Consider the following 13,040-nt stretch of genomic DNA (forward strand, 5'->3'; position numbering starts at 1 on the left):
TTATTTCTCCATCGGCGTGGCGTCGCGGCCACGCAAGACGATGTCCCAGCGATAACCGAGGGCGTAGGAAGGGACAGTTTTTTCCAGATCGAACGTGGCGATCAAACGCTCTTTGGCGCGGGTGTCCGGCACGCAGTTGTAGATCGGGTCATAGGCCAACAGCGGGTCGCCGGGGAAATACATCTGGGTGACCAGGCGCGTGAGAATGCTCGGCCCGAACAGCGAGAAGTGGATGTGCGCCGGGCGCCACGCGTTGTGGTGGTTGCCCCATGGATAGGCGCCGGGCTTGATGGTCTGGAATTGATACCAGCCATCGGCATCGGTCACGGTGCGGCCGGTGCCGGTGAAGTTCGGGTCCAGCGGTGCGTCGTGCAGGTCGCGGGCATGGTTGTAGCGGCCGGCGGCGTTGGCCTGCCAGATCTCCACCAGAATCCCCGGCACCGGCAGACCGTTTTCATCGAGCACGCGGCCGTGAATGATGATGCGTTCACCCAGTGGCTCGCCCTTGTGCTGAACGGTCAGGTCGTTGTCCTTCTCGTTGACGCGTTCGGCGCCGATGGTCGGGCCGGTGATTTCCGACAGCGAATGGGGCAGAAACACCAACGGTTTGGACGGCGAACGAAGGTTGGTGGATTGATATGTCGGGTGCAGGTATTCCGGCTGAGTGCCTTCCTGCGGACGACGGTAACCAGGCTTGTCAGTCATTGCGCTTTCCTCTGTTCTTGTTTGTCGACGCTGCGTGTCAGACGCGTTCGATCGCCAGGGCCAGACCTTGTCCGACACCGACACACATGGTCGCCAGGCCTTTCTTGCCACCGGTTTTTTCCAGCTGATGCAACGCGGTCAGGACCAGGCGCGCACCGCTCATGCCCAGAGGATGGCCCAAGGCAATGGCGCCACCGTTCGGGTTGACCTGGGCCGCGTCGTCGGCAATGCCCAGTTCACGCAGCACCGCCAAACCTTGGCTGGCGAATGCCTCGTTGAGTTCGATCACGTCGAAATCGCTGACCGCCACGCCCAGACGCTCGGTCAGTTTGCGCACCGCCGGGACCGGGCCAATGCCCATCACCCGTGGAGCGACACCGGCACTCGCCATGCCCAGCACTTTGGCGCGGGCAGTCAGGCCGTGTTTTTTCACGGCGTCGGCTGAAGCCAGAATCAGTGCCGCCGCACCGTCGTTGACGCCCGAAGCGTTGCCGGCGGTGACGGTTTTGTCCGGGCCATTGACCGGTTTGAGTTTGGCCAACATCTCCAGTGTGGTATCGCCACGAGGATGTTCATCCTGCGTCACGACCGTTTCACCCTTTTTGTGGGCAATCCGCACTTCGACGATTTCTTCGGCGAAAAATCCGGCGGCCTGCGCGGCGGCTGTGCGCTGCTGGCTGCGTAGCGCGAAAGCGTCCTGATCCTCGCGGGACACTTGGTAATCGTCGGCCACGTTGTCGGCGGTCTGCGGCATCGCATCCACACCGTATTGCGCTTTCATCAACGGGTTGATGAAACGCCAGCCGATGGTGGTGTCTTCCAGCTTCATGTTGCGCGAGAACGCCGCGTCGGCCTTGCCCATCACGAACGGTGCGCGGGACATCGACTCGACGCCGCCGGCAATCGCCAGCTCCATTTCACCGCTGGCGATGGCGCGGAACGCCGTGCCGATGGCGTCCATGCCCGATGCGCACAGGCGATTGAGCGTGACGCCGGGAATGCTTTCCGGCAGCCCGGCCAGCAGCAGCGCCATGCGCGCCACGTTACGGTTGTCTTCGCCGGCCTGGTTGGCGCAGCCGAGGAACACCTCGTCCACTGCCGTCCAGTCCACCGATGGGTTGCGCTCCATCAGCGCCTTGATCGGCACCGCCGCCAGATCGTCAGCGCGAACGGCCGACAGACCGCCGCCGAAACGGCCGATGGGGGTACGAATGGCGTCGCAGATATAAACGTCACGCATCAGGCTTCTCCGGGTGCTTGGCCGTGGGCGGCGGCGGTGCGGGCTTCAAGGTCCCGGAGCGCCGTCAGTTCGACGTCGGTGGGCTCGGCGGTGTTTTCAACCGTGTCGGCAAAACGAATCGGCCAACCGGTGGCGGCGACCACTTGCTCACGGGTCACGCCGGGGTGCAGCGCAGTGACCACAAATTCATGGGTGCCGGCTTCCGGCTCCATGACGCACAGGTCGGTAATGATGCCGACCGGACCGGCGCCCGGCAGACCGAGACGCTTGCGCGAATCGCCGCCCTCGCCATGGCCGACCGAGGTAATGAAGTCGAGCTTGTCGACGAAAGAGCGCGCCGACTGCTTGAGGATGATCAGTACGCTTTTGGCCGAACCGGCAATCTCCGGCGCACCACCGGCACCCGGCAGACGAACCTTCGGCGCATGGTAATCGCCGACCACGGTGGTATTGATGTTGCCGAAACGGTCGACTTGCGCAGCGCCGAGGAAACCGACGTCGATGCGCCCGCCCTGCAACCAATAGCGAAAAATCTCGCCGGTCGGGACCACGGTGTCGGCGGTTTCCGCCAGCTCACCGTCACCAATCGACAGCGGCAGTACGCTCGGCTTGGCACCGATCGGACCCGATTCGTAGATCAGGACCACATCCGGCGAGGAAGTCAGACGCGCCAGGTTGGCCGCTTTCGACGGCAGGCCGATGCCGACGAAACACACCGAACCGTTCTTCAAACGGCGAGCGGCGGCGACGGTCATCATTTCATTGGTGGTGTAAGTCATTACTTGGCCTCCGAAGCAGCGGCCAGCTTGGCCTGGAACTCGCTGAAGTCAGCGCAGCCGTGGATGTATTCGTTGATCCACGCGGTGAAGGTTTCACGGTCGCGGGCGATCGGGTCCCAGGCCTGATAGAAACGGTTGTCGCGCTCGTTGTAACCGTGGGCGTAGGACGGATGTGCGCCGCCAGGGACAAGGCAAACCGCGCTCAAGGCCCAGGTTGGCAGGACGCAGGCATTCATCGGGGCATTGAGGTCGTCGACAATTTCTTCGACGGTGACGATGCAACGCTTGGCGGCCAGTGCGGCTTCTTTCTGCACACCAAGAATGCCCCACAGCAGCACGTTGCCTTTGCGGTCAGCCTTCTGCGCGTGAATCACGGTGATGTCCGGACGCACCGACGGCACGGCCGCCAACACTTCACCGGTGAACGGGCAGGTCACGGTCTTGATCAGTGGATTGACCTTCGGCAGGTCGGAACCGGCGTAGGCCCGCAGTACCGCGAACGGCAGGCCGGAGGCGCCGGCGACGTAGGCATTGGCCAGGTCGGCGTGGCTGTGCTCTTCGATCTCCAGTGGATGCGGCCACTGCTTTTCGACGGCATCACGCAGACGGTGCAGCGAACCCACACCCGGGTTGCCGCCCCAGGAGAAAATCAATTTGCGAGCACAACCGGCGCCGATCAACTGGTCGTAGATCAAGTCCGGGGTCATGCGCACCAGCGTCAGGTCTTTCTTGCCCTGACGAATGATTTCATGACCCGCCGCCGTAGGGATCAGATGGGTGAAGCCTTCGAGCGCGACCGTATCGCCGTCGTTTACGAATTGCTTCACCGCGTCGTGCAGCGAAAGGATTTCAGCCATGGGGCAGGCTCCCGTTTTGTGATCAACCGACAGTGGATGAAAAAGGCGCGATGCGCAGCGCCGGAATGACTGAAGGTTAAGCCTGTGCAAAACACCAAACAATCCGATAATCGACTAAGCGTTCGTTTATCGAACAGATTGTTGTCTACCTATCGAAGATCAAAAGCATCGCGAGCAAGCTCGCTCCCACAGGGGGAACGCGCTCACCTGCAGGAGTGAGCCTGCTCGCGAAGAGGCCATCAGTGCCGCTGAAGATTCCAGATCAGGCGATCAAGTCGCATCCGCATGACTGACCATGCCCTTGATCACCACCGCCGTAGTTGCCAACGCCGCCGGAATCACCAGCGCCGTCAACACTTGCTCAAAATTCCAGCCCAGCCCGAGCAACGTCGCGCCCATCCATGCCCCGAGAATCGCACCAAACCGGCCAATCCCGAGCATCCATGACACCCCGGTCGCCCGCCCTTGTGTCGGATAAAACCGCGCCGCCAGGGAAGGCATCGCCGATTGCGCACCGTTGACGCACATCCCCGCTACCAGCACCAACGTCGCCAATAGTGTGATATTGCCCAGGCTCTGCCCCACCGCGTAGGCAAATACCCCGGCCAGCAGGTAGAAAATGCCGATGACCTTGTGCGGATTGAACCGGTCCATCGCCCAGCCCACGCCTACCGCACTCAGCACCCCGCCAAACTGGAACAGTGCGCCAATGAACGCGGCCTGCTCCATGCTCGCGCCGCTGTCGCGCATCAGTGTCGGCAGCCAACTGGTCAGCAGGTACACGATCACCAGGCCCATGAAATAGGTCAGCCACAGCAGCAAGGTGCCGGTGCTGTAGGTGCCGGAGAAGATCACCGCGAACACGTTGCGCGCCTTCACGGTTTTCTGCTCCGGCACGCTGAAGCTGGAAGCCTGGGCGACGATGGTCGGGTCGATGGGCGCCAGGGTCTTGCGCACTTTGTCGGTACCGCGGTTGCGGACTACGAGGTAGCGCGCCGATTCCGGCAGCCACAACAGCAGGATGACCGAAAGGATCAGCGGCAGAATCCCGCCGATCAGCAGCAAACTGTGCCAACCAAATGCAGGGATCAACTTGGCCGAGATAAACCCGCCGCCGGCCATGCCGAGGTTGAAGCCGCAGAACATGCTGGTCACCAGCAGGGATTTCTTGCGCTCCGGGGTGTATTCCGACAGCAGGGTGGTGGCGTTCGGCATGCCGGCACCAAGACCCAGGCCGGTGAGGAAACGCAGCACCAGCAATTGATCGACATTGGTGCTGTAGGCCGACGCCAGGCTGAACGCGCCAAACAGCAACACCGCCCCCACCAGCACGACTTTGCGCCCGAAGCGGTCAGCCAACGGGCCGGAACCCAGCGCGCCGAAGACCATGCCGATCAACGCGGCACTCATCACAGGGCCGAGACTGGCGCGGTCGATCCCCCAATCCTGCGACAACGCAGGCGCGATAAAGCCCATGGCCGCGGTATCGAGGCCATCGAGGAAGACAATCAGGAAACACAGGATCACCACTCGCCACTGATAGCGCGAAATGGGTTGAGCATTGATGAAGGACTGCACATCGAGGCAGTGACCTACAGCAGACTGGGGCTGGTTCATTATTTTTATTCCACGCAAGAACGCAGTCGGACAGGTGCCAGCCTGAGCTGGCGCTGCCGCGACAGTAATGATCCAAGGGAAAGAGCGTCAATTCGATAAACGCGAGTCTGTGCGTTTATCGAACAGCTTAAATAGAAGAGGCTTAGGCGAAGAGCTGTGCGCTGAGGTCGCGACTGGCGCTGAGCAGTCCGGGCAGGAAGCGTTGTTCCAGTTCGTTGCGACTGACACGGCCAGCGTGGGTGCTGACGTTCAAGGCGGCCACCACCTGACCGGATGCGTCATACACCGGCACAGCAATCGAACGCAGGCCCTGTTCCAGCTCCTGATCGACGATGCACCAACCTTGTTGCCGCACCTCTTGCAGGCATTCGAGCAACGCCTCGGGTGTATGCAGGGTGCGGCTGGTCTTGGCTTGCAACTCTGCGTGATCGAGATATTCACGCAACGACGTGTCGTCCAGCGCGGCGAGAAGAATCCGCCCCATTGACGTGCAATAGGCCGGCAGGCGACCACCGACTGAAAGGTCGACTGAAATCAGCCGTTGCGTGGTCGCCGAGCGCGCGATGTACAAAATGTCATCGCCTTCCAGCGTGGCCATGTTGCAGGCTTCGTGCAGTTGCTCGCTCATGCGGTCCAGGTACGGCTGGGCCGACACCGCCAGTGGCGTCGAAGACAAATAGGCGTGGCCCAGGGTCAACACTTTGGGCAGCAGCGAATAGGTGCGGCCGTCGGTGGTGGCGTAGCCAAGTTTGATCAGGGTGTGCAGGCAACGGCGCACGGCGGCGCGGGGAATTTCCGTGCGGTGGCTGATCTGGGCGATTGTCAGGTGGCGCTTGCGCTCTTGAAACGCTTGCACCACCGCCAGGCCACGCGCCAGGGAGGTCATGAAGTCAGGGTCGCCGGTCAAAGCCTGGATTCGCTTCGCGGGTGAGGCGACGATCGGCGGCGCCACTGAAGTGAAAGAATTGCGCATTTGATCGTTCATGACAGGTCCTTTCCGAGGCGGAACAGCGGCTATTACACGCGGCCCCTGCTCTTGCACACAAGACTGGGGTCGCCAAGATTGGGCGATTATCGGACGACAGGCCGATAATCGCAATCGATGCCACGCTGGGCCTTATGTGACCCACGCCATTAACCGCCCGTTTTATTTTTCTCTGGTCGACTTCTGAATGGTCGATGTAAAGGGTTTAAGTTGTTCGCCTTAATGGCGCCAGAAAGACAACGCTGCACAATGACATCATCGGCCTCCTAGTTGCCGTTAACACTTGTCAGTAACAAAACAATCACACATGGCGAACTACTTTTAACGCCTCGGTGATAGTGTTCTTCGAATCGACCGCTATAATGGAATTCAGTGGCGAAACGGTTTTTTATCCACCGACTCCGTCACCCGGCAGCGCGATGTCCCATCGTCGTTGCCCGCAGCAAGCGCCTGACGCTCATTTCATATGCTCCGCCAATGCGCTCGCTGAAAAAGGAACCTGATGCTGCGTCAGCTGTTTTTCTCTGGTGTCGTGGCCGCCTGCAACATGGAAGTATTGTTCACATGCCGTCAAAAGGTTGCCTTCCCGGGCATTACCCTTTCCACGTGCGTGGTCAATCGACTCGATGCAGTGCGTTTCACCGGAAATTATCCCAACTCATACAGGTAGCACTGTGACGAAAGACGAACTGCGCGCGGAACTTGAGCGCCAGGAACAACGTTACAAGGAAGTTTACGGCGGGGAAGTCACCACCTACGCCGCCCAGCCCGAACCGGAACGTAAACCCTGGCGTAAACGCGCCACCGTTCAGGACCAGGCGTTCACCCAAGAACTGCAGAAGATGGAAAAGGAACTCAAAGCCGAAGAGCCTTGACCGCCTCGGCCCGAATTCTTTCAGGGGTCTGCGTCTGCTCCCGCTAAAAGCGGGTGGCATCGATCAAGCCTTTCGTGCCCGCTACAAGCGGGCAGCGGCCTCCTCACCCCTCGGATGAGGCAAATGGCTCGTTTCTGACCCTTTTCTCAGATATTTCACACAAGCGTTCAAGCCTCTCGACTACACGAGAGAAACCCTTGTGCCTGCGGTCTTTTACAAAGAATTCAATGACTTGCAAATCCCGGTAAAACGCTGGGAGATTGGCATCCCTCGCCAATTATTTCGTTGAAGAATGTTACCGATGAGCAGCAAGTGCATTGATTACCAGTCTTTTCTGGCATAATCGCGCCCCCTTACGACCGGGTCAGAAAACCTTCATGATCGATTTATTCAGCGGACTGGATGCTTGGGTGCTTGTGAGCCTCTTGCTCGCCCTGGCCTTTGTCCTCGCCTTCGAGTTCATCAACGGCTTTCATGACACCGCAAACGCGGTGGCCACTGTTATCTACACCAAAGCCATGCCGCCTCATCTGGCGGTGTTCTTTTCCGGGGTGTTCAACTTCCTCGGCGTGCTGCTGGGCGGTGTTGGCGTGGCGTATGCCATCGTCCATCTGCTGCCGGTAGAACTGCTGATCAATGTGAACACCGGTCACGGACTGGCCATGGTGTTCTCGCTGCTTGCTGCCGCCATCACCTGGAACCTGGGCACCTGGTACTTCGGTATCCCGGCCTCCAGCTCCCACACCCTGATCGGTTCGATCCTCGGTGTCGGCCTGGCCAACGCCTTGATCAACGACATTCCGTTGGCCGATGGCGTGAACTGGCAGAAGGCAATCGACATCGGTGCCTCCCTGGTGTTCTCGCCAATGGCCGGCTTCCTCGTCGCGGCACTGGTGTTGATCGGCCTTAAATGGTGGCGTCCACTGTCAAAGATGCACAAGACACCGGATCAGCGCCGCAAGCTCGATGACAAGAAGCACCCACCGTTCTGGAACCGTCTGGTCCTGGTGATCTCGGCCATGGCCGTGAGCTTCGTGCACGGCTCCAACGATGGTCAGAAAGGTATCGGCCTGATCATGCTGGTGCTGATTGGTATCGTGCCGGCGCAGTTCGTACTCGACCTGAGCAGCACGACGTACCAGATCGAACGGACTCGCGATGCGACCCTGCACCTGAGCCAGTTCTACAAGCGCAACGCCGACACTCTGGGTGAATACCTGGCGCTGGGCAAAAGCATCGAAGGTGATCTGCCGGAGAAATTCCGTTGCAACCCGCAACAGACCGAACCGACCATCACCGCCCTGCTCGGCACCCTTAAAGGTGTATCGGACTACCACTCGTTGTCGTCGGAAAGCCGCATCGAAGTGCGTCGCTACCTGCTCTGCCTGGATGACACGGCGAAGAAAGTCGGCAAGTTGCCTGGCCTCAATGCCCGTGAAAAGGCTGACCTGGACAAACTGCGCAAAGACCTGACCACCACCACCGAATACGCGCCGTTCTGGGTGATTCTGGCGGTCGCGCTGGCACTGGGCCTGGGCACCATGGTCGGCTGGAAACGCGTGGTACTGACCATTGGCGAGAAGATCGGCAAGCAAGGCATGACTTACGCCCAAGGCATGTCGGCGCAGATCACCACCGCGTGCATGATCGGCCTGGCGAACATCTTCAGCCTGCCGGTCTCCACCACGCACGTACTGTCCTCGGGCGTGGCCGGGACCATGGTCGCGAACAAAAGTGGCCTGCAAGGCGGCACGGTGAAAACCATCCTGCTGGCCTGGGTCCTGACCCTGCCTGCGACGGTGGGCCTGTCGGCCGGCCTGTTCTGGCTGGCGTCGAAGGCGCTGGGTAGCTGATACATCGTTGCAACGAAAAAGGCGCGCCTCGTAAGAGCCGCGCCTTTTTCATGCCCACGATCTTCCAAACACCACAAATTTAATGTGGGAGCAAGCCCGCTCCCACATTTGATCTCCATACATCCTCAAGAAATCGCAAACAAAAAAAAAGGGCAACCGAAGTTGCCCAAAATGCCTTGCGTGCTCATTACATCCGGAAAGAACTACGGTTTACGCTTGTGCGAATCCTTCCAGATAAAAAATCCAAACCCTGCGAAAAACATGACCATGAGGCTGACAGTCAGCACTCCGGCGATCACCACGTTGTCGAAAAACATGACTGGCCTCCTGGGCTTGCCCTGTTGCGATAGGGCTAAGTTAACCAAACAGGCAGAAGAGAAAATTGACCTGGATCAATGTCGCCCGAGACCGGGCGTAAAGGCGGGGTAATAACTGACCTGCATCAACAGATGCAGGGGGACTCAACGCTTTTTCGGTTTGTTCTTCGGTTTTTTCCTGGCTTTGCCCAAAGGCATTGCCTGCTCAAACGCCTGTCGAACTTCATTCAGACGTTTTTCATTAAGGTCGTGAACCCGCTTGGCGCGTTCAGAGTTGAGATCAATCAGCTTATCGTCTTGGCTCATGGTGCTCGGTGCATCGTTTGACGGGTATATCGCAATAATGCGGTCTGACCCGCCACAACTCAAATCTGAATATCGACCCACAAGCCCTGACGCGGCTGATCTTCTATCAACGGGGCCACCGGCACGGTGTTGTCGGCATTCAGTTCGTCACCGGGAATGGCCAGGTGCTCCTCGGGGTCTTCATCGGCCTCGCGGCGGCGACGCTCGCGCTCCAGCTTGCGGCGTTGTTCCTCGCGCAGCTGAAAAGCCGCTTCCTCGGGATCGCGCTGCTGCAGGTCGATCGTGCTTTCGTTCGAGCTTTCCTGCACCGGCACCACTGGCGGAATATCCGGACGCTGGCGGATCGGGTCGTGCTGTGAGGTGATTGGCACGGCACTCAAGGGGAGCATCGGTAGCAGCATAATTTTTAGTCTCCTGTCAGCAGGCTGTCGGCTGCGCAGATGGCGACTTGAGCCATCGGTCGCAAACTGTGACCCGTTTGGCACTCATCAGTGCCCTGACCGGCAAGCATGACTTCATTGGGCTAACGTAAGACTGCGAGTTTTTATGAGAGTCCTTTGGCCCTGAGGGCCTCCTTCCGTTAAGATAGCCCGCTTTTTCAAGGTGGGAGTCAGGCAGCATGGCGCAGCAGTATCAACCGGGGCAACGCTGGATCAGTGACAGCGAAGCCGAGCTGGGTTTAGGCACCGTTCTGGCACAGGACGGCCGCTTGTTGACCGTGCTCTACCCGGCCACTGGCGAGACTCGCCAGTACGCGCTACGGAATGCGCCCCTCACCCGCGTGCGGTTTTCGCCCGGTGACTCGATCACTCACTTCGAAGGCTGGAAGCTGACGGTCCAGGAAGTCGACGACGTCGATGGCCTGCTGGTCTACCACGGTCTCAACGCGCAGAACGAAAGCGTCACGCTGCCGGAAACCCAGCTGTCGAACTTCATTCAGTTCCGTCTGGCCAGCGACCGTCTGTTCGCCGGGCAGATCGACCCGCTGGCCTGGTTTTCCTTGCGTTACAACACCCTGGAACACACCAGCCGCCAGTTGCAGTCCGCACTGTGGGGCCTCGGTGGCGTGCGCGCCCAACCGATCGCGCACCAGTTGCACATTGCCCGCGAAGTCGCCGACCGTATTGCGCCGCGCGTTCTGCTGGCGGACGAAGTAGGCCTGGGTAAAACCATCGAAGCCGGTCTGGTGATCCATCGCCAACTGCTCTCGGGCCGCGCCAACCGCGTGCTGATCCTGGTTCCCGAGAACCTGCAGCACCAGTGGCTGGTCGAGATGCGCCGCCGCTTCAACCTGCAAGTCGCGCTGTTCGACGAAGAACGCTTCATCGAAAGCGATGCCACCAACCCCTTCGAAGACACCCAGCTCGCACTGGTTGCACTGGAGTGGCTGGTCGAAGACGAAAAGGCCCAGGACGCGCTGTTTGCCGCCGGTTGGGACCTGATGGTCGTCGACGAAGCGCACCACCTGGTGTGGCACGAAGACAAGGCCAGCGCGGAATACACCCTGGTCGAACAACTCGCCGAGACCATCCCCGGCGTACTGCTGCTGACCGCGACCCCGGAACAACTGGGCCAGGACAGCCACTTCGCTCGTCTGCGCCTGCTCGACCCGAACCGTTTCCATGACCTGGCCGCCTTCCGCGCCGAGAGCGAAAACTATCGCCCGGTGGCCGAAGCCGTTCAGGAGCTGCTGGACAAGGGGCGCCTGTCGCCTGAAGCGCACAAGACCATTCACGGTTTCCTCGGCAACGAAGGCGAAGCCCTGTTGACCGCCGTGAACGACGGCGACACCGAAGCCAGCGCGCGCCTCGTGCGTGAACTGCTGGACCGCCACGGCACCGGCCGCGTGCTGTTCCGCAACACTCGCGCCGCCGTGCAGGGTTTCCCGGAGCGCAAACTGCACCCGTACCCGCTGCCATGCCCGGACGAATACCTCGAACTGCCGCTGGGCGATCACGCCGAGTTGTACCCGGAAGTCAGCTTCCAGGCCCAGCCGGACGCCAACGAAGAAGAACGCTGGTGGAAATTCGACCCCCGCGTCGAGTGGCTGATCGACACCCTGAAGATGCTCAAGCGCACCAAAGTGCTGGTGATCTGCGCCCACGCCGAAACCGCCATGGACCTGGAAGACGCCCTGCGCGTGCGTTCCGGCATCCCCGCCACGGTGTTCCATGAAGGCATGAACATCCTCGAGCGTGACCGCGCCGCCGCTTACTTCGCCGACGAAGAATTCGGTGCACAAGTGCTGATCTGCTCGGAAATCGGCAGTGAAGGTCGCAACTTCCAGTTCTCGCACCACTTGGTGCTGTTCGATCTGCCGGCACACCCGGACCTGCTGGAGCAGCGTATCGGGCGTCTGGACCGGATCGGCCAGAAGCACATCATCGAGCTGCACGTGCCGTACCTGGAAACCAGCCCGCAAGAGCGTCTGTTCCAGTGGTACCACGAAGCGCTGAACGCATTCCTCAATACCTGCCCGACCGGCAACGCCCTGCAGCATCAGTTCGGCCCGCGCCTGCTGCCGCTGCTGGAAGAGGCCGACGACGGCGAGTGGCAAGCGCTGATCGACGAAGCCCGCACCGAGCGTGAGCGTCTGGAAGCCGACTTGCACACCGGCCGTGACCGCTTGCTGGAGCTCAACTCCGGCGGCGCGGGCGAAGGCGATGCGCTGGTCGAAGACATTCTTGAGCAGGACGATCAGTTCACCCTGCCGATCTACATGGAAACCCTGTTCGACGCCTTTGGCATCGACAGCGAAGACCATTCGGAAAATGCCCTGATCCTCAAGCCGAGCGAAAAAATGCTCGACGCCAGCTTCCCGCTGGGCGACGACGAAGGCGTGACCATCACCTACGACCGCAACCAGGCGCTGTCTCGCGAAGACATGCAGTTCATCACCTGGGAACACCCGATGGTGCAGGGCGGCATGGACCTGGTCCTGTCCGGCTCGATGGGCAATACCGCCGTCGCGCTGATCAAGAACAAGGCGCTCAAGCCTGGCACTGTGTTGCTGGAACTGCTCTACGTCAGCGAAGTGGTTGCCCCGCGCTCGCTGCAACTGGGCCGTTACCTGCCGCCGGCCGCCCTGCGCTGCCTGCTCGATGCCAACGGCAATGACCTGTCGGCCCGCGTGTCGTTCGAGACCTTGAACGATCAGCTGGAAAGCGTGCCGCGCGCCAGCGCCAACAAGTTCATCCAGGCTCAGCGTGATCAGCTGACGCCACGGATCAACGCTGGCGAAGAGAAGATCCTGCCGCGTCATGCCGAGCGTGTGGCCGAGGCGCAGCGTCGTCTGGCGGCGGATACCGACGAAGAACTGGCGCGCCTGACCGCATTGCAAGCCGTGAACCCGACCGTGCGCGACAGCGAACTGGTTGCCCTGCGCAAACAGCGCGAGCAAGGGTTGGCCATGCTTGAAAAGGCTGCGCTGCGACTGGAAGCGATTCGGGTGTTGGTGGCGGGTTAATCCCCCCTCTGTCCCGCTAAAACAAAAGGCCCGCAGTGAT

At 60.5% G+C, this 13,040-nt stretch carries 12 protein-coding genes; 3 read left to right on the forward strand and 9 right to left on the reverse strand.

The annotated features are described in order from the left end of the window. From pcaH to pcaR, 6 genes are all read right to left on the reverse strand, one after another. Complete coding sequence (gene pcaH / locus J2X66_RS08520; RefSeq protein WP_027925612.1) at positions 1-705, reverse strand: protocatechuate 3,4-dioxygenase subunit beta; 705 nt, start codon at positions 703-705, stop codon at positions 1-3. A 37-nt stretch (positions 706-742) separates the two neighbouring features. Then, positions 743-1,948 carry a 3-oxoadipyl-CoA thiolase gene (pcaF, locus tag J2X66_RS08525; protein ID WP_310264156.1) on the reverse strand — a complete coding sequence of 402 codons (1,206 nt, stop codon included), beginning with the start codon at positions 1,946-1,948 and terminating at the stop codon, positions 743-745. Next, positions 1,945-2,724, reverse strand: coding sequence for a CoA-transferase subunit beta (locus J2X66_RS08530; RefSeq protein ID WP_027925614.1), 780 nt, complete (start codon positions 2,722-2,724; stop codon positions 1,945-1,947). The genes pcaF and J2X66_RS08530 overlap by 4 nt, the downstream gene beginning before the upstream one ends. Then, positions 2,724-3,581 (reverse strand): CoA transferase subunit A, encoded by an 858-nt coding sequence (locus J2X66_RS08535; RefSeq protein WP_059181506.1) that lies wholly within the window; start codon positions 3,579-3,581, stop codon positions 2,724-2,726. The genes J2X66_RS08530 and J2X66_RS08535 overlap by 1 nt, the downstream gene beginning before the upstream one ends. A 270-nt stretch (positions 3,582-3,851) precedes the next feature. Then, positions 3,852-5,198 (reverse strand): MFS transporter, encoded by a 1,347-nt coding sequence (locus tag J2X66_RS08540; protein WP_310263180.1) that lies wholly within the window; start codon positions 5,196-5,198, stop codon positions 3,852-3,854. A 142-nt stretch (positions 5,199-5,340) separates the two neighbouring features. Beyond that, on the reverse strand, positions 5,341-6,183 hold the full coding sequence (pcaR, locus tag J2X66_RS08545) for a pca regulon transcriptional regulator PcaR (RefSeq protein ID WP_027925617.1): 843 nt from the start codon (positions 6,181-6,183) through the stop codon (positions 5,341-5,343). A gap of 674 nt (positions 6,184-6,857) precedes the next feature. Between pcaR and J2X66_RS08550 the strand changes: the two genes are divergently transcribed. Next, positions 6,858-7,058, forward strand: coding sequence for a hypothetical protein (locus tag J2X66_RS08550; protein ID WP_007935837.1), 201 nt, complete (start codon positions 6,858-6,860; stop codon positions 7,056-7,058). Between the two features lie 377 nt (positions 7,059-7,435). Further along, entirely contained in the window at positions 7,436-8,911 is a 1,476-nt protein-coding gene (locus J2X66_RS08555) for an inorganic phosphate transporter (RefSeq protein ID WP_310263183.1), read from the forward strand. Between the two features lie 203 nt (positions 8,912-9,114). Here the strand turns inward: J2X66_RS08555 and ccoM are convergent, their stop codons facing one another. The 3 genes from ccoM to J2X66_RS08570 form a co-directional block, all read right to left on the reverse strand. Beyond that, positions 9,115-9,228 carry a cytochrome c oxidase subunit CcoM gene (gene ccoM / locus J2X66_RS08560; RefSeq protein ID WP_027925619.1) on the reverse strand — a complete coding sequence of 38 codons (114 nt, stop codon included), beginning with the start codon at positions 9,226-9,228 and terminating at the stop codon, positions 9,115-9,117. 144 nt (positions 9,229-9,372) lie between these two features. Continuing rightward, the gene (locus tag J2X66_RS08565) at positions 9,373-9,534 is read right to left on the reverse strand and encodes a hypothetical protein (protein WP_191624241.1); all 162 of its coding nucleotides are present in this window, start codon (positions 9,532-9,534) and stop codon (positions 9,373-9,375) included. Positions 9,535-9,593: 59 nt separating this feature from the next. Then, entirely contained in the window at positions 9,594-9,935 is a 342-nt protein-coding gene (locus tag J2X66_RS08570; RefSeq protein ID WP_310263188.1) for an aspartate-semialdehyde dehydrogenase, read from the reverse strand. A gap of 218 nt (positions 9,936-10,153) precedes the next feature. On the opposite strand from J2X66_RS08570, the gene rapA reads away from it, so the two are divergent. Then, the gene (gene rapA / locus J2X66_RS08575) at positions 10,154-13,000 is read left to right on the forward strand and encodes an RNA polymerase-associated protein RapA (protein ID WP_310263190.1); all 2,847 of its coding nucleotides are present in this window, start codon (positions 10,154-10,156) and stop codon (positions 12,998-13,000) included. The last annotated feature ends 40 nt before the right edge of the window (positions 13,001-13,040 follow it).

This window comes from Pseudomonas sp. 3296, from assembly GCF_031456615.1.
Classification (GTDB): domain Bacteria; phylum Pseudomonadota; class Gammaproteobacteria; order Pseudomonadales; family Pseudomonadaceae; genus Aquipseudomonas; species Aquipseudomonas mucoides.

Excerpts from the sequence above, each read along its gene's own strand:
- pcaH (WP_027925612.1), bottom strand. The coding sequence starts at position 705 with ATGACTGACAAGCCTGGTTACCGTCGTCCGCAGGAAGGCACTCAGCCG.
- J2X66_RS08530 (WP_027925614.1), bottom strand. The coding sequence starts at position 2,724 with ATGACTTACACCACCAATGAAATGATGACCGTCGCCGCCGCTCGCCGT.
- J2X66_RS08535 (WP_059181506.1), bottom strand. The coding sequence starts at position 3,581 with ATGGCTGAAATCCTTTCGCTGCACGACGCGGTGAAGCAATTCGTAAAC.
- J2X66_RS08540 (WP_310263180.1), bottom strand. The coding sequence starts at position 5,198 with ATGAACCAGCCCCAGTCTGCTGTAGGTCACTGCCTCGATGTGCAGTCC.
- pcaR (WP_027925617.1), bottom strand. The coding sequence starts at position 6,183 with ATGAACGATCAAATGCGCAATTCTTTCACTTCAGTGGCGCCGCCGATC.
- J2X66_RS08555 (WP_310263183.1), top strand. The coding sequence starts at position 7,436 with ATGATCGATTTATTCAGCGGACTGGATGCTTGGGTGCTTGTGAGCCTC.
- ccoM (WP_027925619.1), bottom strand. The coding sequence starts at position 9,228 with ATGTTTTTCGACAACGTGGTGATCGCCGGAGTGCTGACTGTCAGCCTC.
- J2X66_RS08565 (WP_191624241.1), bottom strand. The coding sequence starts at position 9,534 with ATGAGCCAAGACGATAAGCTGATTGATCTCAACTCTGAACGCGCCAAG.
- J2X66_RS08570 (WP_310263188.1), bottom strand. The coding sequence starts at position 9,935 with ATGCTGCTACCGATGCTCCCCTTGAGTGCCGTGCCAATCACCTCACAG.
- rapA (WP_310263190.1), top strand. The coding sequence starts at position 10,154 with ATGGCGCAGCAGTATCAACCGGGGCAACGCTGGATCAGTGACAGCGAA.